The following is a 20,123-nucleotide window of genomic DNA, read 5'->3' as shown; positions in this document are numbered from 1 at the left end:
AACTAACGAGTGGATCAACATAAGTCCGGCCGCCTGAGGGCGACCGATGTGAGGAGACGAACATGGCCGATCATCCGGAATTGAGTGCTGAGGAGCGCGCCGGGAAGGCATTCCCGGTGTCCTGGGATCAATTCCATCGCGACTGCCGCGCGCTGACCTGGCGGCTGAACAGCGCCGGTCCATTTCACGCGATCATCGCCATTACCCGCGGCGGGCTTGTGCCGGCAGCGATCGTGGCGCGCGAACTCGGCGTCCGCGTCATCGATACGGTGTGCATCGCCAGCTATGAGCACAACAAGCGCGGCGAGTTGCAGGTACTGAAGGGGCTGTCGGCGGATGCGTTGAAACTCGGTGGCGGCGACGGCAAGGGCCTCCTGATCATCGACGACCTCGTCGATACCGGCAAGACGGCGCGTATCGTTCGCGACATGCTGCCGAAAGCGCACTTTGCGACTGTCTATGCCAAGCCCATGGGCCGGCCGCTGGTGGATACGTACATCACCGAAGTGTCGCAGGACACTTGGATCTTCTTTCCGTGGGATCTCGGTCTGTCGTTCCAGCCGCCGATGCGCGAAGGCGCAGGCTAGGCGCTCGTTGCGAGGAGACGCGATTGCCGCTGCAAAATCGTGTCACGCCGACAGGCGACATCGTCGCGACACCGGAGCGCGGGACGTTCACCGGCAATCGTGGCATCATCCATGATCCTTCGACTAAAACGCTCCTGAACAGGCGCTGGTCGAATCCGGCCTGGATCACTTGCGTCTGCGAGTTTCGCGGGCGTCGCCGCGATGTCATGGCGACACGTAGCTGGACCGAGCTGTTCTTCCTCGACGAGGCCACATCCTTCGCCGCCGGTCACCGCCCGTGCTTCTATTGCCGCCGCGACGATGCCAACCGCTTTCGCGCGGCGTGGGAGGAGGGCAACGGCGTCACGCGTGTGCGGGCGACGGAGATCGATGGAGTGCTGCATCGTGAGCGGCTGGATAACAGGAAGAAGCGATTGCATCCGCTGGATGGGACGATTGCCGCACTGCCGGACGGAGCGATGGTGCAGGCGGGTGGTGAGAGCTATCTGATCGCGCAGGGGCGGGCGTTGCGATGGTCGTTCGCCGGCTATAGCGCGGCGGATGGCGAGCTCGTCGACGCGCATTTCCTGACGCCACCTTCGACGCTGAATGCATTTCGCGCCGGCTATCGTCCGGTGCTGCATGTGAGTGCTGGTCTGTAATTAAAGCTCGTCATTCCGGGATGCACGTAAGTCGGCGTAGCCGGCTGAAGTGCAGACCCGGAAGCTCGGCATGATAGAGCCGCTCGGGATTCCGGGTTCGCGCGCAAAGATGTGCGCGCCCCGGAATGACAGTGTGGGCGGCGAAGTACCTTACCCCAGCTTTTGCCTTGCGAGCTTCGCACCCGCACCCAGCGCCCGCAGCTTCGCTTCCGCGATATCGCGCTGCATCGGCGCCATGCCGCAATTGGTCGTCGGCACGATCTTGTCCTTCGGCACGTGCTTCATCACGGCCTCGATGGTGGCGACAACATCCTCCGGCGTCTCGACAGTGTCACTCGCGACATCGATCACGCCGGCCTGGACGATCTTGTTTTTTAGCAGTCCCAGCAATTCCAGCGGCACGCGCGAGTTGCGGCATTCGATGGCGACCTGCTGGATCGGGCTGGCATCGATGGCGGGGAAGATCTGCTCATATTGCCGCCACTCATTGCCGAGCGTTTCTTTCCAGTCGGTATTGGCCTTGATGCCGTAGCCGTAGCAGATGTGAACGGCTGTCGCGCAAGTGAGGCCCTGCGCGGCACGCTCGAGCGTCTTGACGCCCCAGTCGGCGGCTTCGTCCATGAAGACGTTGAAGGCCGGCTCGTCGAACTGGATCATGTCGACGCCGTCGGCCTGCAGCGCGAGCGCTTCCTGGTTCAGCAGTTCGGCGAAAGCAAAGGCCATCTTGACGCGGTCGCCGTAATAGCTGTCCGACAGGGTGTCGATAATGGTCATCGGGCCGGGCAGCGTGAACTTGAACTTGTTCTTTGTGTGCGCGCGGGCAGCCTGCGCCTCGAAGGCGTGAACGCGGCCCTTGAGCTGCAGCGGCGCGGTCACTTGCGGCACCATGGCTTTGTAGCGATCCTTGCGGATGCCCATCTCGACCTTGTGGGCGAAGTCGATGCCGTCGACCTTTTCCAGAAAGCCATGGACGAAATGCTGCCGCGCCTGTTCGCCTTCGGTGACGATGTCGACGCCGGCATCTTCCTGCACTTTCACCGCCAGCAGTGTCGCGTCGCGCTTGGCGCGTACCAGTTCGTCGCCGGACGAGCGCCAGGTCGGCCACAGCTTGTTCGGCTCTGCGAGCCATTCGGGCTTCGGCAGTGAGCCGGCGATGGTGGTTGGAAACAGCATTTGTTCGCTCCCCGGAAATTGTGTTTTGCGGAGGCCTATCTGCCACGTTCCTGACCCTCCGTATATGGGATTGGCGCACCCAAAAGGGAGGGCTAGGATCGACCAAAACGCCTCGAGGGACACCATGATCGACCTGCATTACGCACCGACGCCGAACGGCTGGAAAATCTCGATCATGCTGGAGGAATGCGGGCTGCCTTATACGGTCGTCCCCATGCAGCTCGGCCGCGGCGACCAGCACAAGCCGGATTTCCTCAAGCTCAGCCCCAATGGCCGGATGCCGGCCATTGTCGATCATGCGCCCGCTGATGGCGGCGATCCGGTGTCGATCTTCGAGAGCGGCGCGATCTTGATCTATCTCGCGGAGAAGTCCGGCCGGTTCATGCCGACCGAGATGCGCAAGCGTTTCGACGTCATGCAATGGCTGATGTGGCAGATGGGCGGGCTCGGCCCCATGCTCGGCCAGAACGGGCATTTCCTGCTCTATGCGCCCGAGAAGATTCCCTATGCGATGGATCGCTATACCCGCGAAGCCAAGCGCCTGTACGGCGTACTCGATGCGCATCTCGGGGAAGGCCGCGATTATATCGCCGGCGACTACTCCATCGCCGATATGGCGTGCTTTCCGTGGATCATGACCCATAAGGCGCAGGGCCTGACGCTGGATGATTTCCCGAACGTGAAGCGCTGGTTTGCGCTGGTCCGCGCGCGGCCGCAGGTGCAGGCGGGGCTTGCCGTCGGCAAGCAAGAGAAGAAGCCGATGGATGAGCAGGCGAGGAAGATCATGTTCGGTGTCGATGCGCCGGCGCATGCGCAGGCACAGCAGCAGTAATATTAACTCCACTGTCGTCACCCGGCTTGACCGGGTGACCCAGTAGACACCGGCAGTAGTGTTTACTGGATCACCCGCTTTCGCGGGTGATGACAAAAGGAGCGAAACAACAAAGAAACAAAACGAGGAAACACCCATGATCGAATTCTTCTTCGACTGTTCCAGCCCCTGGACCTATCTCGCCTTCCACAACATCCAGCCGCTGGCGAAGGAGTTCGGCGAGGAAATCTCGTGGCGGCCCATTCTGGTCGGCGGCATCTTCAATTCGATCAATCCTAGCGTCTATGCCTCGCGAGAAACCCCGGTGCCGGCGAAGGCGCGCTACATGAAGAAGGACCTTGGCGACTGGGCGCGCTCGGCGGGCCTGGCGATCAAGATGCCGCCGACGGTGTTTCCGGTGAACAGCGTCAAGGCGATGCGCGCCTGCATCTGGCTCGGTAACGACGCCATGGTACCGTTCGCGCGCGCGGTGTTCGAAGCCTATTGGGGCGACGACAAGGATATCTCGAAAGATGATGTTCTCACCGAGATCTGTACGCGCACCGGCATCGATCCCGCGAAATTCTTCGCGGGCATCGGCGATCAGGCGATCAAGGACCAGCTCAAGGTCAATACGGATGACGTGATCGCACGGGGCGGCTTCGGCTCGCCGACCATCTATCTCGACAAGACCGACATGTATTTCGGCAATGACCGCCTGCCGCTGATCCGCGAGGCGCTGCAGCGTCGCCACGTTGGCGCTGGAAGCGCCGAGAGCGCCGCCTGATGCCGAAAGCAATCGTTTGCCGTGAGCTCGGAGCGCCGGAAGGCCTGCGCCTCGAACAATTCGAGTCAAAGGCGCTAAAGCCGGGACAGCTCCGCGTTGCCGTGCGCGCCGCCGGAATCAATTTTCCGGATATCCTGATGGCGGCCGGTGAGTATCAACTCAAGCCCGAACTGCCGTTCACGCCGGGCATGGAAGCGGCCGGCGACGTCAGCGAAGTCGCCAGCGATGTGCCCGGCATCGCGGTCGGGGATCGCGTCATCGTCAAGCTGCGTCATGGCGGCTATGCGGACGAAGTTGTGGTGACGCCGGCACAACTCACTCCATTGCCGTCGACATTCGACTATGCGGAGGGGGCGACGTTTCTTGCCGCCCACGGCACCGCGCATCACGCGCTGGTCGATCGCGGCCAGATCGGGGTGGGCGAAGTGCTGCTGGTGCATGGTGCCGGCGGCGGCGTGGGGTTGGCAGCGGTGGAGATCGGGAAGCTGCTGGGCGCCACGGTAATCGCGGCTGCATCATCGGAGGAGAAGCTTGCAGTCGCCAAGGCGCGCGGTGCGGATCACGGCGTGCTATATGGCGCCGGACCGTTCAGGGATGCCGTCAAACGTCTCACGGACGGCAAGGGTGCCGATGTGGTGTTCGACCCTGTGGGTGGCGAAATCTTCGAACAGAGCCTGCGCTGCATCAATTGGGGCGCCCGCCTGCTGGTGATCGGCTTCACCGGCGGCATCGGCGTGGCGAAAACCAATCTCGTGCTCATCAAAGGCGCCAGCGTGCTCGGCGTGCGCGCCGGCGAGGCGGCGCGGCGCGATCCGAAGATCGGCGAAGCACGCGTCGCGCAGCTCCTGTCATGGGCGGAGGCCGGCAAGATCCGGCCGAATGTCTCGCACCGCCTGCCGCTTGAAGATGTGGCCATGGCGATGCGGTTGCTCACCGAGCGCAAGGCGATCGGCCGTGTGGCGCTGACCATGGGCTAAGTGCTCAGCGCCGAAACTGGCCGTCCTTCAGGAAGGCGATGGTCTGCATGATTGCTTCCCGATTCCGGATCATCATCGCATGTGACGCATGGATGATGAGGTGGTCGGTCATGCCTTCAAGTTTCGTACGCGCGACGGTGACACGACCATCATTCGGGCCACGCAACATCAAGCGCGAAGCGATCGGATCGAGCGTGCGATCGCCGGCGATGATGCCGACCGGATAGTCAACTGGAGGAAGCATCGCCTCAGTTACGTCATCCCGCATCGTAACGAGTTGTTGCCCCGCCGGACCGAAATACTGGCGATAGGGCAGCCAGTTCTTGAACAGATCGGCGATTTCGCTGCCGCCATTCGGCGTGCCCAGCATCACCACGCGGCCCAGACGTGATGGACGGTGGCGCGCCAGATAGACACGCGCCAGGAGACCCCCCATCGAATGGCAGACGAAATGCGTGCAGCCTTCGTTGGCTTCAGCAAACGGCGCGATGGCGGGGTGGATGTCATCGGCCAGTGCAGACAGCGTCTTGCGCCGGCTGGGATAGCCGATGTTCCGCGTGGCGAAGCCTGCGGCTTCGACCGCCTGCTGCATCTTGATGAAAGATCGGAACGACCGGCTGATGCCGTGCAGGAAAATGACGCCCTCGAGTGGACGACCAGAGGGCGTCGGATTCATTCGTCGTCCTATTTGTAGTCGCGCTCGTCCCACCACGGGAAATAGCTCGGCATATCCGTGCTGACCTTGTTCTTGAATGCTGCCGGGCGCTTCTCGAGAAAGGCAACGACGCCTTCCTTGACGTCCTCGGAGCGACCGCGCGCATAGATGCCGCGGCTGTCGATTTTGTGCGCTTCCATCGGATCGTCGGCGCCCATCATGCGCCACATCATCTGGCGGATCAGCGCGACAGACACCGGCGCCGTCTTGTCGATGAAGGTCTTGGCCAGCGCGCGTGCGGTCGGCAGTAGCTCCTCGGGCGGCACGACCTTGCTGACAAGTCGGCCGGCGAGGGCCTCCTGCGCCGGGAACACGCGGCCGGAGTAGCACCATTCCAGCGCCTGCGAGATGCCGACGAGGCGCGGCAGGAACCAGCTCGACGCGGCTTCCGGCACGATGCCGCGCTGGGAGAACACGAAGCCGAAGCGTGCAGCTTCCGAGGCGATGCGGATGTCCATCGCGAGCTGCATGGTGGCGCCGATGCCAACGGCCGGGCCGTTCACCGCGGCGATGACCGGCTTGAGGCATTTGAAGATCCGCAGGGTCACCTGACCGCCGCCGTCGCGCACCATCGGATCGCTGTAATCGACGTCGCCGCTGGCGAGACGCTTCACCGGGCCGCGCCGCGCATCGCGATCAAAGGTGTCGGCGCCCGAAGAGAGATCCGCACCCGCGCAGAAACCACGTCCGGCACCGGTCACGATGATCGCGCGCACATTGTCGTCCGCATCGGCTTTGTCGAAGGCATCGATCAGCTCGGCCTGCATGCTGGCGTTATAGGCATTGAGCTTTTCAGGGCGGTTCAGCGTGATGGTGAGGATCTGGTCTTCGACGCTGTAGAGGATGGTCTCATAGGCCATGATGGTTTCTTCCCTGTTTTTATTTTGGTTCACTGGTCATTCCGGGGCGCGCCACTTGGCGCGAACCCCGGAATCCCGACGTGTTTTCATTACTACTGGATTCCGGGGTCGCGCGCGAAGACGCGCGGGCCCCGGAATGACGTGCTAGGTACAGGATTGTAGGATGGGTAGGGCCCTTGCGAAACCCATCCTTCGCACACAAGCGTGACGGGTTTCGCTGCTCTCAACCCATCCTGCGGAATTATGCCGACAGCGTTGGCTGCCGCTTCTTACGCCGGCAGCCGGGTTTCGACGATGCGGGCGAACATGCTGGCGCCGATGGGCAGGATTTTATCGTCGAGATAATAGCCGGGATTGTGCACCGGCACCGAGCCTTCCTGGCCGACCCAGAAATAGGCGCCCGGCACGGCATGCAGCATGTCGGCAAAATCTTCGGAGCCCATTTTCGGCTTCGCGCGGGTGATCACATTGGCGTCGCCAACGATCGTGCGGGCGACGTCCTCGACGGCCTTGGAATGTTCTTCCTGATTGACCAGCACGCTGAAGCCGTCGCGGATATCGACCTTGATCTCGCAATCGAATGCCGTCGCCATGCCGGCGGCCAACGCGTGCATCCGCTCGCGGATCTGCATCCGGACCTTCTCGGAGAAACAGCGCACGGTGCCGCAGAGCTTGGCGTCATCCGGGATGACGTTATAGGCCGAGCCCGAATGGATCTGGGTGATCGACAGCACCGCGGATTCGAACGGATTGACGTTGCGGCTCACGATCGACTGCATCGCCTGACCGAGCGACATCGCGATCACGACAGGATCCTTCGAGCGCTCCGGCATCGCGCCGTGCGCGCCGTAGCCCTTGATGGTGATGTCGAAGAAATCAGCGGCGGCCATTGCAGGGCCCGGGAAGATGCCGACTTCGCCGTGATTCATGTCCGGTGCATTGTGCAGACCGTAGATTTCATCGCAGGGAAACTGCTTGAAGAGACCGTCCTTGATCATCGCGCGCGCGCCGCCGAGGCCTTCTTCGGCGGGCTGGAAGATGAAATGCACGGTGCCGTCGAAATTGCGGGTCTCGGCCAGATAGCGCGCGGTGCCGAGCAGCATGGTGGTGTGGCCATCATGGCCGCAGCCGTGAAAACGGCCGGGAATGGTGGAGCGCCAGGCGAGGTTGGTGTTCTCTTCCATCGGCAGCGCGTCCATGTCGGCGCGCAGGCCGATGCGCCTGGTGCCCGAGCCTTTGCCCTTCAGCACGCCGACGACGCCGGTACCCCCTAAGCCGCGATGCACTTCGACACCCCAGGAGGTCAGCTTGTCGGCGACGATGCCGGAGGTGCGGACTTCCTCGAAGCCGATTTCCGGATGCGCGTGCAGGTCGCGGCGGATGGCGGTGAGTTCGTCGGCGAAGGCGTCGATACGTTCGAGTGTGGGCATGGGTCTATCCGTTCACGGCACGAGGGCAGGTGATGAGGTCTGGGGCGTAAATGGTTCGCCGTTTGGCTTCAGCCGGATGCCCGGACGCAAATGCTTCCAGGGCAGCACCGACGTATCAGCCGGCATCGCGCCGGGCGCGGCGCAGATCAGCAGCTTGCCGGCGATCGGCTCGAAGTCGGCGCGGAAATGCACCGAGCTCTTGTTGACGAGAATGTTCTGCTCGGTCGGCTCGATGCCGACATAGCGATACATCGACTGGTCGGCGAGCTGGGCCTTGTGCGAGCTGATGACAACGCGAACGTCGTCGATACGCAGACAGGCCGAGAGGCCCATATCCATGTCGCGACCGCCATAGTAGGGACCATTGGCGACGAACTTGCCGTCAGAGAGCTTCTCGATCACGAACGTGTTCTCGTAAGGCGCATCGCCGCGAATGCCCGACTTGCCGCCGATGGAGAGTTTGACCGTGGCGCCTTCGCCAGCCTCATGCGCGGCCTTCGCGGCGGCGGGATCGTAGATCACGCCATGGGCCGCCTTGATCGCCTTGTTCTTCACCAGCGCGCGCAGCATGCCGGTGGTGTCGCTGTCGCCGCCGGCGCCGGGATTGTCCTGGGTGTCGGCGATGACGACCGGCTTGGTGAGGGTCTTCGCCAATTCCATGGCATGCAACACGCCTTCATCCGGCCTGTAGATCTTGCCGTCGAAATCGTCTTCGTGGCCCATCACCAGCTTCACGATGGTGTCCGCTGCGGCGTCGGCATCGGCCTGCGTCACGCCATAGGCGAACACGCTCGGGCAGCAATGCGGGAAATCGGCGGCAGGAAAGCCCGGGCAGAACGACAGCGTGGGGATCTGGTCATGTTCGAGCGCGGCCAGCTTCAGATAGATGCTCTTCGTCGGCTCGTCATTGGTGCATTGCCAGCTGATCGGAATCAGGAACGGCAACTGGCGGAATGCCTTGGCGAAGCGATTGCCGGCCAGCAGCAAGTCCATGTGGCGTGCGCAGGCGCGGCCGGTGTCGGCCATGTCCACATGGGGATAGGTGCGATAGGCGATCAGCGCGTCGGTATATTCGACCGTTTCCGGCGAGATATTGCCGTGCAGATCGAGGCTGACCACGAACGGAATATCCGGCCCGATCACCTCGCGTACGCGCCGCGCGATTTCGCCTTCGCCGTCGTCGAGATGTTCGGTGACCATGGCGCCGTGCAAATCGAGATAGACGGCGTCCAGCGGTAGCGCCGCTTTGATGCCGTCGATCATCTCGCCAACGATGCGCTCGAACGCGTCCCTGGTGACATGCGCCGAAGGGCTCGCGCCGCAGGCGATGGTCGGGATCAGTTTCCAGCCGCGTGTCTCGGCTTCCTCGATAAAGCCGGCGAGGCCGACATTGATACCACGCATCACCTTGAGGACGTCGGCGCCATGCGTCATCGACGGCCAGCCGCCGCCATGTACAAAGGCCTCATAGGTCGCCTTGGTCGGCGCAAACGTGTTCGTCTCGTGCAGAAAGCCGCCGACAGCGATACGGGTCATTCAGAATCCAGGGTCAGTTTCGGTATAGGCTCAGGCCGCCGGCACGGTGGTGCTGCCATCGACCGCGCGGAAGTTGGCGAAATCCCATCCTCGTCCGGGCGCCGCGTCAAGCAGCTGGCGCGTATAGGGCTGTTGCGGATTTGCGAGGACTTCCGCTGCCGGGCCCTGTTCCACCACCCGGCCATGCTGCATCACGGCAACGTCATCGCAAATCTGGGCGGCGACGCGCAGATCGTGGGTGATGAACAGGATGGCGATGCCGAGGCGGGTCTGGATGTCGTCGAGCAGCCGCAGCACCTGCGCCTGCACCGAGACGTCGAGCGCCGAGACGGCTTCGTCGGCCACCAGCACTTCCGGATCGAGGGCAAGCGCGCGCGCAATGGCGATGCGCTGGCGCTGGCCGCCGGAGAACTGGTGCGGATAGCGCGACACTGCGTCAGGTGGAAGACCGACCAGTTCGAGCAGTTCACGCGCCCTGGCCATGGCCACCGAATGTTTGGTGCCGAAATTGATCGGACCTTCGCAAATGGACTCGCCGATGGTGATGCGCGGATTGAGCGAACGATAGGGGTCCTGGAAGACGATCTGTATCTTCTTGCGGTGCGGCTGCAACGCATGACGTGACAGGTCGGAGATTTCGCGTCCGGCGAGACGGATGCCGCCCGAGGTTGGATCGATCAGTCGGACGATACAGCGCGCCACGGTCGATTTGCCGGAGCCGCTTTCGCCGACGATGCCGAGCGTGCGGCCCTTGCGCAGTGTCAGCGTGACGTCCTGGGCTGCGTGGACTTCGCGTGGTTTCCCGAACATGGAACGCTCGCGATAGACCTTGCCGAGCTCATTGGCTTCGAGCACGACCGGATTGAAGCCCACTTCCTCGCGGGCCGCGCGGGGAATGAGGCTCGGCACCGACGACAGCAGGTTACGAGTATAGTCCTGCGTGGGCGCGCTCAGAATATCCTTCAATGCTCCGGTTTCCACCAGCCGTCCATGACGCATCACGGCGACGCGATCGGCGATGTCGGCCACCACGCCCATGTCGTGAGTGATGAACAGCACGGCGGTGCCGTGATCCTTCTGAAGGTCGCGCATCAGCTTGAGAATCTGCGCCTGGGTGGTGACGTCGAGCGCTGTCGTTGGCTCATCGGCGATCAGCAGTTTCGGCTCCAGCACGAGCGCCATGGCGATCATGATGCGCTGGCGCTGGCCGCCCGACAGGCGGTGCGGATAGGACGCGAAGATGCGCTTCACATCGGGAAGCCGCACTTGCTCCATCATGTCGAGAATGCGCGCACGGCGGGCGCTGGCGCCGAGACTGGTGTGGGTGCGTAGTACTTCGTCGATCTGCTTGCCAACGGGGACGACTGGATTGAGCGCCGTCATCGGCTCCTGGAAGATCATCGCCATGGTGGTGGCGCGGAGCTCGCGCAGCCGCCGGTCGCTGGCCTGCAGCACATCTTCGCCAACCAACTTAATGCTGCCGCCGATGGCTTTGAGTGAATCTCGCGGCAGCAGGCCCATGGTGGAGAGCGAGGTCACCGACTTGCCGGAACCACTTTCGCCGACCACGCAGAGCGTTTCGCCCTGGCGCACCTGGAGAGAAATGCCGTCGATTATCTTCTTGCCGGTACCGCTCTTGCCGACGCCGACGACGAGGTTTTCGATTTCCAGTGCGATGGGGCGGGTATTCACGGTGGGGTTCACGAGTTCACTCACTTGCCGGCCTCACGCTGTTTCATGCGGGGATCGAGCGCATCGCGGGCAGCGTCGCCGATCAGATTGACGGAGAGGATGGCAATCGAGAGCAGTAGTCCCGGCCAGAAGATCAGCGATGGCTTGACCTGGAAGAAGGCGCGACCCTCGGCCATGATATTCCCCCAGGTCGGGGTTTCCGGGCTGATGCCGGCGCCGAGGAACGACAGGATCGCCTCGGTGAGAATGGCGGATGCGGCGATGAAGGTGCCCTGGACGATCAGCGGCGCCACCGTGTTGGGCATCAGATGCTTCCACATGATCTTCGGCATGCTGGAGCCGAGCGAGATCGCCGCCTCCACATAGGGCTCCTCACGCGCCGACAGCACCACGGAACGTACCAGTCGCGCGACACGGGGGATTTCCGGAATAGTGATCGCAATCAGCACCGTCGTCAGGGTGGCGCCTGACAGCGACACGACGGCGATGGCCAGCAGCACGCCGGGCATCGCCATCAGGCCGTCCATGACGCGCATCATCACAGCGTCGGCCAATTTGAAAAAGCCCGAGAACAGGCCGATGAACAGGCCGATGACAATACTGGTGACGGCGGCGCCGAGGCCGATCAGCAGCGAGATGCGACCGCCATAGAGGATGCGCGCCAGCACGTCGCGGCCGTAAGCGTCGGTGCCGAGCAGATATTCCGAACTGGCCGGCTTCAGCCGCAAGGCGGGTGCCAGCAATTGCGGATCGTGCGACGTCAGCCACGGTGCGAAGATCGCCGACAGGATCACCAGCGTCAGGCAAATCGTCGCCAAGGCGATAATCGGCGTCGCGGTGAGAAAACCGAGCGACGGACCGCTGCGGGAGGGGAGGGCCGGGTTGGGAAGGGATTCGATCGCCATCAGATACAGATTCCTAGTAACGAATTCTGGGATCGAGCAGTGCGTAGGCAAGGTCGATAAGCAAATTGACCCCGACATAAACGCCCGAGGTCAAAAGGATCATGGCCTGGATCACGGGAAAATCCCGCGCCAGCACGGCGTCGACCGTCAAGCGACCGATGCCGGGCAGGTTGAACACGCTTTCGGTGACGACGACGCCGGAGATCAGCAGTGCGAAGCCGGTACCGATCACCGTGATGACCGGCACGGCGGCGTTACGCAGCGCGTGGCGGAACAGCACACCGCTCTCGTTGATGCCCTTGGCGCGCGCGGTGCGGACATAGTCTTCGCCGAGCACTCCGAGCATCGCCGCGCGGGTCATGCGCGCGATCAGCGCGACATAAACAAAGGACAGCGCGATGGTCGGCAGCGTAATGCGCTCAAAGAACGGCCCGAAGCCACGCGAGATGCTGCGGAAACCCTGCACCGGAAACCAGCGCAGTTCGATCGCGAACACCTGGACCAGCACGTAACCGATCACGAACACCGGCACGGAGAAGCCGATCACTGACAGCGCCATCACGAAACGGTCGATCCATGTGCCGTGTTTCCATGCGGCGATGACGCCGAGCGGGATCGCAACAAGGATCGAAACCAGCATCACGCTTAATGCAATGCTCAAAGAGGGCTCGATGCGCTGGTTGACCATCTGCAGCACAGGCACGTTGGAGATCAGCGAGGTGCCGAAGTCACCGTGCAGCAGCCGCCAGACCCAGCTGAAAAACTGCGTGTAGAGCGGTTCGTTGAGGCCGAGCTGCGTCCGGATGCGGTCGAGCTGCTCGGCCGTCGCGTTATCGCCGGCGATGATCGCGGCAGGATCGCCGGGCGTCAGCCGAAGCAGCAGGAAGACAAACAGGGCCACCACACCCATAACGGGTATGGCCGCAAGAATCCGGCGAATGAGGTATCCGAGCATGGCGCTTTCCTAGTGGTGGTGTTGATCGAACGTAACTGGACCGCGTCGGTCAACCGGAAACGTCACGGGCTCGCTGCTCTTGGTCGTCATGGTCCGCGAGAAACACAGATTTTTCGAGAAACAATGATTCACCGTCGCAACTTGCCTCAACCCGAAGTTCGCTAAACTTAAACGTAAAGGTAGCAAGTCCTGTGCCACCGCCCGATTTGCGCCATGCGATGCATGTGCAAACCGGGCGACGTTGCATCAATCGAGGGTTGCCAGCAATCCCGCCATCAGGCGGCCACGATCAACAAGGCTCTGCGCGACGATATATTCGTTGAGCGTGTGCATATCGGCGCCATGAACGCCGAGCCCGTCGAGGGTCGGGATGCCCATTGCGCCGGTAAAATTACCATCCGAACCGCCACCCTTGCTGCCATGGGTCAGTTCGGGCAGGCCGAGGCGACCGTTGATGGCCTTGGCTTTCTCGAACAGCGCCATGGTCGCTGCGTTCGGTTCCCACACCGGGCGGGTGACGCCGCGGGTGACGTTGAAGGTCACGTCATTCTCGGTGCCTGAGAGAGCGAGCATGCGCTGGACGCCGGCATCGAGATCCTCCTGGCGCTTGGCCATGCTCAGCGCTTCGCCGGTGCATGACGAGGCAACGCAGTTGACCCATTGTCCGCCATGCACGATGCCGACGCTGAACGTGCAGTCCGGTCCGGTCATCTCGTCGATCTGCACGATCTTCTTCGCCATTTCGCGAATCGCAGAGCGGCCGTTCGACAGCGTCGCGCCCGAATGGCTGGGCCGGCCGATGGTTTCGAGATTGAAGCGGGCGATCGCATAGCGGCCAGTGGTGACACCGTTGCCCGCACTACCGGGCTCCGGCACCAGCACGTATTTGTTCCGCGCGGCTTCAGCTTCGATGATGTCGCGGGTCGATGGCGTGCCGACTTCCTCGTCGGGCGTGAACAGCACGGTGATGGGTAGCGGCGTCGCATAGGAGATGCGTGCGAGCTGGCGGATGGCTTCCAGCGATAGATAATTACCGCCCTTCATGTCGCAGATCGCCGGGCCGTAGCAGCGCTCGCCATCGCGGCGCCACTTCAGCTTTTCAATGGTGCCAACCGGATGAACCGTATCCATGTGGCCCGCGATCAGGATACCGGGTTCGCCGAATTTCGGATGTGGAAAACGGGCGCGGATGCAGCCGCCGAATCCCTCACGTCCCGCGATGCGCTCGATGGTCGCACCCATGATTGCCATGTCGCGTGCAGCGAGGTCGAGCATGCTGTTGACCGCATTCGCGTCCCATGTGGGGCTCTCGCATTCGACCCAGATGCGCAGGCCCTGCAACATGTTCTCGAGATCAAACGGGAGTTCGGCGGGGTTCATCAAGTCATTCCTCTTGGATGAGAATTTCGTCACGGATGATCAAGGCGCTCCGTGCCTGCGCACATTGCGAGAGTTTGTCGGCGAGAGTTCGCGCATGACTTAGCAGCAGCGCAATCGCCTTTGCAAATCGACAATGTGCATTGCAATGCATTCTACACCGTGTGGATGTATCGCGTGGAAAACGCGATTGACGCGCATCACGCTTGATGCCAAGTCCTTGAAGCCTAAATGATAAAGGCAATACGCGAAGGCGCCTAAAATTCTATCGCGTTGCATAATCGATCATCGATCGATGGTCAGATTCCAGTCAGGAGAGATTGAGTGTCCTACATGTCACGTTGGCAGCATTCTGCGGCCTTCACGAAATTTGCGCTGCCCGGTCTGGCGGTCGCCGTTGCGCTCGCGCTGCCGGTGCTGTCGTCGCCCGCGCATGCTGCAGGTAAGACCATCACTGCAGTGATGCATTCCGATCTGCGTGTGATCGATCCCGGTATCACCACCGGTTATATCGTCCGCGACCACGGCTACATGGTTTACGACACGCTGCTCGGCATGAACTCGAAATACGAGATCAAGCCGCAGATGGCCGACTGGAAGGTCTCCGACGACAAGCTTGTCTATACATTTACCCTGCGCGACGGCCTGCTGTGGCATGACGGCAAGCCGGTCACCGCCGAAGACTGCGCCGCGTCGCTGCAGCGCTGGGGCCGCAATGACGGCATGGGCCAGAAGCTCATGGATTTCACCAAGAGCATCGAGGCGCCCGACGCCAAGACCATCGTGCTGACGCTAAAGGAGCCCTACGGCCTCGTTCTGGATTCGATCGCCAAGCCATCGTCGCTGGTGCCGTTCATGATGCCGAAGCGTCTGGCTGAGACGCCTGCCGGCAAGGCGATCGCCGAGCAGGTCGGTTCGGGTCCGTTCAAATTCGTGCAGTCGGAATTCCAGCCCGGCGTGAAGGCCGTCTACGAGAAGTTCAAGGAGTACAAGCCGCGCTCCGAGCCGACCGACTGGCAGGCCGGCGGCAAGGTGGTGAAGGTCGATCGCGTCGAATGGATCACCATGCCCGATGCACAGACCGCGGTGAATGCGCTGCAATCGGGTGACATCGACTTCATGGAAAATGGTCCCTACGACCTGCTGCCGGTCCTGGCGAAGGATCCGGAGCTTAAGATCGAAGTGCTCAACCCTCTGGGCTTCCAGACCTTCGGCCGCATGAACTTCCTTAACCCGCCCTTCGACAATCCGAAGATTCGCCGTGCCGCGTTTTTGGCAATGAGCCAGAAGCCGGTGCTGGATGCGCTGGTTGGCGATCCCAAATATTACAAGGTCTGCGGCGCGGTGTTCGGTTGCGACACGCCGAATGCGACGGATGTCGGTTCGGAAAGCCTTGTGAAGGGCAATGGCGTCGAGGAAGCCAAGAAGCTGCTCGCCGAGGCCGGTTATGACAGCACGCCGGTGGTGATCATGGCGCCGACCGACGTGACGACGTTGAAGGCGCAGCCAATCGTTGCGGCGCAACTGCTCCGCAATGCCGGCTTCAAGGTCGAAGTGCAGGCCACCGATTGGCAGACGGTGCTCAGCCGTCGTCCGAGCCAGAAGCCCATCAAGGAAGGCGGCTGGAACATGTTCTTCTCCAACTGGGTCGGCGCCGACATTCTCAACCCCATCAGCAATGTCGCGACCTCCGGCCGCGGCAAGAGCAATGGCGGCTGGTTCGGCTGGAGCGAAGATGCCGAGCTGGAAGTGCTGCGCGACAAATACGCACGCGCGACCACGCCGGAAGAGCAGAAGAAGCTCGCCGCCGAGATCCAGAAGGAGATCTATGACAAGGTCATCTACATCCCGCTCGGCGAATACAAGGTGCCGAGCATCTGGCGCACCTCGCTGACCGGCGTCACCCAGGGCGCTGCCATTCCGATGTTCTGGAACATCGACAAGAAGGACTAACCGGCGCCGCTGTCGCGGTTCGTGTGAAGTAACAGAACGCCGGCCTGAGTGATCAGGCCGGCGTTCTTGTTTTTGCGAATGACCTCTCCACGAGCGATGCGTTCGATGGTCGCACCCATGATTGCCATGTCGCGTGCAGCAGGGTCCAGCATGCCGTTGACTGCGTGCGTGACTTGGCAGCAGCAGGCAATCTCCTTTGCAAATTGACGATGTGCATTGGAATGCATTCTGCAGCATGTGGATGTCGCGCGTGGAAAACGCGATTGACGCGCATCACGCTTGATGCAAGTCTTTGATGTCTAAAAGATAAAGGCAACGCGTGGTCGCGCCTAAATTTCTATCGCGTTGCACAAGCAATCATCGACCGATGGTCAGTTTCAAGTCAGGAGAGATCGAATGTCCTACATGTCACGTTGGCAGCGTTCTGCGGCCTTCACGAAATTGACGCTACCAGGTCTGGCGGTAGCCGTTGCGCTCGCGCTGCCGGTGCTGTCGTCGCCCGCGCATGCTGCCGGCAAGACCATCACCGCAGTGATGCACTCGGATCTGCGCGTGCTCGATCCGGGCATCACCACCGCCTATATCGTGCGCGATCACGGTTACATGGTTTACGACACGTTGCTGGCGATGGACGCAAACTTCAAAGTCCAGCCGCAGATGGCGGAGTACAAAGTCTCCGATGACAAGATGGTCTACACTTTCACGCTGCGCGACGGCCTGAAGTGGCACGACGGCAAGCCTGTCACTGCGGAAGATTGCGCCGCCTCGTTGCAGCGCTGGGGCCGCAATGACGGCATGGGCCAGAAGCTCATGGACTTCACCAAGAGCATCGAAGCCCCCGACGCCAAGACCATCGTGCTGACGCTCAAAGAGCCCTACGGCCTAGTGCTGGATTCGATCGCCAAGCCATCGTCGCTGGTGCCGTTCATGATGCCGAAGCGTCTCGCCGAGACGCCCGCCGGCAAGGCCATTCCAGAGCAGATCGGTTCGGGTCCGTTCAAGTTCGTGCAGGCTGAATTCCAGCCGGGCGTGAAGGCGGTCTATGAGAAGAATAAGGACTACGTGCCGCGCTCCGAGCCTGCGAGCTGGGCGGCCGGTGGCAAGGTCGTCAAGGTCGACCGCGTCGAATGGGTCACGATGCCCGATGCGCAGACGGCGGTGAACGCGCTGCAGTCCGGCGACATCGATTTCATGGAAAACGGTCCCTACGATCTGCTGCCGATCCTCGCCAAGGACAAGGAGTTGAAGATCGAGGTGCTCAACACGCTTGGCTACCAGACGCTGGGCCGCATGAACTTCCTGTTTCCTCCCTTCGACAACGTCAAGGTTCGCCGCGCAGCCTTCCTGGCGATGAGCCAGAAGCCGGTGCTCGATGCGCTGGTCGGCGATCCGAAATACTTCAAGACCTGCGGTTCGGTTTTCGCCTGCGGCACACCGTTCAGCAACGAGGCTGGCGGCGAGACCCTAGTGAAGGGCAACGCAATGGCCGAAGCCAAGAAGGCGCTCGCGGAATCCGGCTATGACGGGACGCCCGTCGTGATCATGGCGCCGACCGACGTGAGCACGTTGAAGGCTCAGCCGATCGTGGCGGCGCAGTTGCTGCGCGATGCCGGCTTCAAGGTCGAGGTGCAGGCCACCGACTGGCAGACCGTCGTGACGCGCCGCGCCAGCCAGAAGCCCGTCAAGGAGGGCGGCTGGAACATGTTCTTCACCAACTGGGTCGGTGCGGATATTCTCAATCCGGTCGGCAACGTCTCGATCTCGGGGCGCGGTACCAAGGGCGGCTGGTTCGGTTGGTTCGACGATCCGAAGATCGAAGAGCTGCGCGACAAGTTTGTGCGTGCCACCGACCTCCAAGAGCAGAAGAAACTGGCTGCGGAAGTCCAGGCCCGCGCCTATGAACAGGTCGCCTATCTGCCGCTCGGCGAATATACTCTTCCGAGCGTGTGGCGGAAGTCGCTGACCGGCGTGCTGCCGGGCGCCGCCACTCCGGTGTTCTGGAACATCGACAAGACAGAATAACCGGCGCCGCTGCGGCGGGCAGGTTTGAATAAGAAAGCGCCGGCCTGAGTGATCAGGCCGGTGCTTTTGTTTTGAGGCAGGCTTTGCCCGTCCTGCGGTGTTGGTATAAACAGATTTAAAGTTGCTCTCGCCCACGCCCGATCTGTTCGACATGCCTATGGGAACGAAGCGCAAAGCCCAGCCAGCAGCCGCTAGCAAGAAGAGATGGCCACATGACGTATGACGAGCGCGTTGAGCAGGCGATCATGGCCCATGACGTCGATGCGTTGATTGAATTTGCTTATGGTTATCCCTGCAAATGCACCACGCGCAGGGGCGAGCCGATGTGCGTCTGCAAAATGCAGGCACAGGCCTTGCGCAAGAAGGTCGCGCCGCGCGCGCTTTTCAGCGGAAGAATTGAACGCGTCTAGGAAACTCAGCGCTCGGGCGAGGCGGCGGACACGACCAGCAGCACATCGGCCTTGGGCTTGCCGATGCTGCGCACCCAGTGCGGGGTCTCTCCGGAAAAGTACAGGCAGTCGCCTTTCTTCAGGACGATCTCTTCGTCCTCGATCTTGATCGCCATCTTGCCTGATATGACGAACAGGAATTCCTCGCCCGCATGCGATGCGCGCGGCGCGAATTTCAGCGGCGGCCGGATCAGGAACGGCTCCATCATCTTGCGTGTGCGTCCCGCAGCCAGGGCCAGCAGATCGACGCCGTCGTCCTGCATAGGCGTTTGCTGTTCGTCCTGGCGGAATAGCGTGTAGCGCGGCGCCGGCGTTGGGTTGGGATCGAACAGATAGGTGACGTTGACATCGAGCGCGGCGGCGAGCCGCAGCAGCGCATTGACCGACGGCGTCTTCAAGCCGCGCTCGACAAGCGAGATATAGCCGCGCGTCAGCTCGCTCTGCGTGGCGAGCTGATCCAGCGTCAGTCCCTTGGCGGTGCGTAGCTGGCGCAGGTTGAAGCCAACCGCATTCTTGCTGACGTCGAGCAACGTCGATCTCCTGATGAAGCACCCGTTCTTTTAGATGGCGCGCGGCGATGACGGAAGGGCCGTCTCGCTCATCTCCTCGAAAGAACTCCAGGGCGGTGCCGGAGTGTTTCTGCTGGAAAACATTGCTGCAGATATTTCCAGCACGGGCAAGGATAATTTAGGCAAAATTGCCCGAAAGTGCATATTTTTCGCCTTCCGTATGTGCACTGGCTGCTTTCTGCCAGTTTAGTCATCAGATGCCGATTTTCGTGACGTTGATTTCTGTCAGTAAACATGTTGGATTTTGATGACGGGAATATGTCCTCAGAAAACGACACGAAGGCAGATATATGATCAAGCGTTTGAAGCCCGGTAAGCGGCTCAGCATGGCCACGGTGCATGGTGGTCTCGTTTATCTCGCAGGGCAAGTGCCGGACGATCTGTCTATCGGTGTCGAAGCGCAGGCCGCCGAAGTGCTCGCCAAGATCGATGCACTGCTCGGCGAAGCCGGCACCGACAAGTCATCGATCCTGAGCGCCACGGTGTGGCTGCCCAACATCGCGGATTTCGCGGCTTTCAATACGGTCTGGGATGAGTGGGTGCCGGCAGGCGCATCGCCTGCACGCGCCTGTGTCGAAGCGCGGCTCGCCAATCCCTCGATCAGAGTCGAGATCGCAGCCATCGCTGCCATTCCTTAAGCATCGCCGACGCCTGCGCTGAGGCGACTGAAGCAACAGCGAAAGT

At 61.8% G+C, this 20,123-nt stretch carries 20 protein-coding genes; 9 read left to right on the top strand and 11 right to left on the bottom strand.

Annotated features, from left to right (window positions below; genetic code table 11):
* Positions 1–62 precede the first annotated feature (62 nt).
* Entirely contained in the window at positions 63–587 is a 525-nt protein-coding gene (gene gpt, locus AB8B20_RS08830; protein WP_068736116.1) for a xanthine phosphoribosyltransferase, read from the top strand.
* Between the two features lie 23 nt (positions 588–610).
* Entirely contained in the window at positions 611–1,228 is a 618-nt protein-coding gene (locus AB8B20_RS08825; RefSeq protein ID WP_439072297.1) for a hypothetical protein, read from the top strand.
* Between the two features lie 150 nt (positions 1,229–1,378).
* Here the strand turns inward: AB8B20_RS08825 and AB8B20_RS08820 are convergent, their stop codons facing one another.
* The gene (locus AB8B20_RS08820; protein WP_439072296.1) at positions 1,379–2,401 is read right to left on the bottom strand and encodes a methionine synthase; all 1,023 of its coding nucleotides are present in this window, start codon (positions 2,399–2,401) and stop codon (positions 1,379–1,381) included.
* A gap of 124 nt (positions 2,402–2,525) precedes the next feature.
* Between AB8B20_RS08820 and AB8B20_RS08815 the strand changes: the two genes are divergently transcribed.
* From AB8B20_RS08815 to AB8B20_RS08805, 3 genes are all read left to right on the top strand, one after another.
* Complete coding sequence (locus AB8B20_RS08815) at positions 2,526–3,233, top strand: glutathione S-transferase N-terminal domain-containing protein (protein ID WP_439072295.1); 708 nt, start codon at positions 2,526–2,528, stop codon at positions 3,231–3,233.
* A 136-nt stretch (positions 3,234–3,369) separates the two neighbouring features.
* Positions 3,370–3,999 carry a 2-hydroxychromene-2-carboxylate isomerase gene (locus tag AB8B20_RS08810; RefSeq protein ID WP_439072294.1) on the top strand — a complete coding sequence of 210 codons (630 nt, stop codon included), beginning with the start codon at positions 3,370–3,372 and terminating at the stop codon, positions 3,997–3,999.
* Positions 3,999–4,976, top strand: coding sequence for an NADPH:quinone oxidoreductase family protein (locus tag AB8B20_RS08805; RefSeq protein ID WP_439072292.1), 978 nt, complete (start codon positions 3,999–4,001; stop codon positions 4,974–4,976). The genes AB8B20_RS08810 and AB8B20_RS08805 overlap by 1 nt, the downstream gene beginning before the upstream one ends.
* Before the next feature lie 4 nt (positions 4,977–4,980).
* Here AB8B20_RS08805 and AB8B20_RS08800 read toward each other — a convergent pair whose 3' ends face one another.
* The 8 genes from AB8B20_RS08800 to AB8B20_RS08765 form a co-directional block, all read right to left on the bottom strand.
* Positions 4,981–5,652: an alpha/beta fold hydrolase gene (locus AB8B20_RS08800; RefSeq protein ID WP_093756408.1), complete on the bottom strand. Its 672-nt coding sequence runs from the start codon at positions 5,650–5,652 to the stop codon at positions 4,981–4,983.
* 8 nt (positions 5,653–5,660) lie between these two features.
* Positions 5,661–6,551: a crotonase/enoyl-CoA hydratase family protein gene (locus AB8B20_RS08795; RefSeq protein WP_439073048.1), complete on the bottom strand. Its 891-nt coding sequence runs from the start codon at positions 6,549–6,551 to the stop codon at positions 5,661–5,663.
* A 269-nt stretch (positions 6,552–6,820) separates the two neighbouring features.
* Positions 6,821–7,981, bottom strand: a complete 1,161-nt coding sequence (locus AB8B20_RS08790) for a M20 aminoacylase family protein (RefSeq protein ID WP_439072290.1) — start codon at positions 7,979–7,981, stop codon at positions 6,821–6,823.
* A gap of 12 nt (positions 7,982–7,993) precedes the next feature.
* Positions 7,994–9,517: a M81 family metallopeptidase gene (locus tag AB8B20_RS08785; protein WP_439072289.1), complete on the bottom strand. Its 1,524-nt coding sequence runs from the start codon at positions 9,515–9,517 to the stop codon at positions 7,994–7,996.
* A gap of 30 nt (positions 9,518–9,547) precedes the next feature.
* On the bottom strand, positions 9,548–11,233 hold the full coding sequence (locus AB8B20_RS08780; protein ID WP_374725734.1) for an ABC transporter ATP-binding protein: 1,686 nt from the start codon (positions 11,231–11,233) through the stop codon (positions 9,548–9,550).
* Complete coding sequence (locus tag AB8B20_RS08775; protein ID WP_093756404.1) at positions 11,230–12,114, bottom strand: ABC transporter permease; 885 nt, start codon at positions 12,112–12,114, stop codon at positions 11,230–11,232. Before AB8B20_RS08775 ends, AB8B20_RS08780 begins: the two co-directional genes overlap by 4 nt.
* A 13-nt stretch (positions 12,115–12,127) precedes the next feature.
* On the bottom strand, positions 12,128–13,069 hold the full coding sequence (locus AB8B20_RS08770) for an ABC transporter permease (protein WP_093756403.1): 942 nt from the start codon (positions 13,067–13,069) through the stop codon (positions 12,128–12,130).
* A 246-nt stretch (positions 13,070–13,315) separates the two neighbouring features.
* Complete coding sequence (locus tag AB8B20_RS08765) at positions 13,316–14,449, bottom strand: M20/M25/M40 family metallo-hydrolase (protein ID WP_439072288.1); 1,134 nt, start codon at positions 14,447–14,449, stop codon at positions 13,316–13,318.
* 330 nt (positions 14,450–14,779) lie between these two features.
* Here AB8B20_RS08765 and AB8B20_RS08760 point away from each other — a divergent pair, with 330 nt between their 5' ends.
* Positions 14,780–16,399: an ABC transporter substrate-binding protein gene (locus AB8B20_RS08760; RefSeq protein ID WP_439073047.1), complete on the top strand. Its 1,620-nt coding sequence runs from the start codon at positions 14,780–14,782 to the stop codon at positions 16,397–16,399.
* Here the strand turns inward: AB8B20_RS08760 and AB8B20_RS08755 are convergent.
* The gene (locus AB8B20_RS08755) at positions 16,396–16,626 is read right to left on the bottom strand and encodes a hypothetical protein (RefSeq protein ID WP_089264939.1); all 231 of its coding nucleotides are present in this window, start codon (positions 16,624–16,626) and stop codon (positions 16,396–16,398) included. The genes AB8B20_RS08760 and AB8B20_RS08755 overlap by 4 nt on opposite strands.
* A gap of 169 nt (positions 16,627–16,795) precedes the next feature.
* Between AB8B20_RS08755 and AB8B20_RS08750 the strand changes: the two genes are divergently transcribed.
* On the top strand, positions 16,796–18,421 hold the full coding sequence (locus AB8B20_RS08750) for an ABC transporter substrate-binding protein (protein WP_439072287.1): 1,626 nt from the start codon (positions 16,796–16,798) through the stop codon (positions 18,419–18,421).
* 212 nt (positions 18,422–18,633) lie between these two features.
* Positions 18,634–18,831, top strand: a complete 198-nt coding sequence (locus tag AB8B20_RS08745; RefSeq protein WP_089264937.1) for a hypothetical protein — start codon at positions 18,634–18,636, stop codon at positions 18,829–18,831.
* Between the two features lie 5 nt (positions 18,832–18,836).
* Here AB8B20_RS08745 and AB8B20_RS08740 read toward each other — a convergent pair whose 3' ends face one another.
* Positions 18,837–19,400 (bottom strand): helix-turn-helix domain-containing protein, encoded by a 564-nt coding sequence (locus AB8B20_RS08740; protein ID WP_439072286.1) that lies wholly within the window; start codon positions 19,398–19,400, stop codon positions 18,837–18,839.
* Between the two features lie 329 nt (positions 19,401–19,729).
* On the opposite strand from AB8B20_RS08740, the gene AB8B20_RS08735 reads away from it, so the two are divergent.
* A complete protein-coding gene (locus tag AB8B20_RS08735) occupies positions 19,730–20,077 on the top strand; it encodes a RidA family protein (RefSeq protein ID WP_439072285.1) in 348 nt (115 codons plus the stop codon).
* The last annotated feature ends 46 nt before the right edge of the window (positions 20,078–20,123 follow it).

The sequence above is a fragment of the Tardiphaga sp. 866_E4_N1_4 genome (assembly GCF_052076075.1).
GTDB lineage: Bacteria > Pseudomonadota > Alphaproteobacteria > Rhizobiales > Xanthobacteraceae > Tardiphaga > Tardiphaga robiniae.
This window is presented reverse-complemented; position numbering and strand designations above follow the sequence as displayed.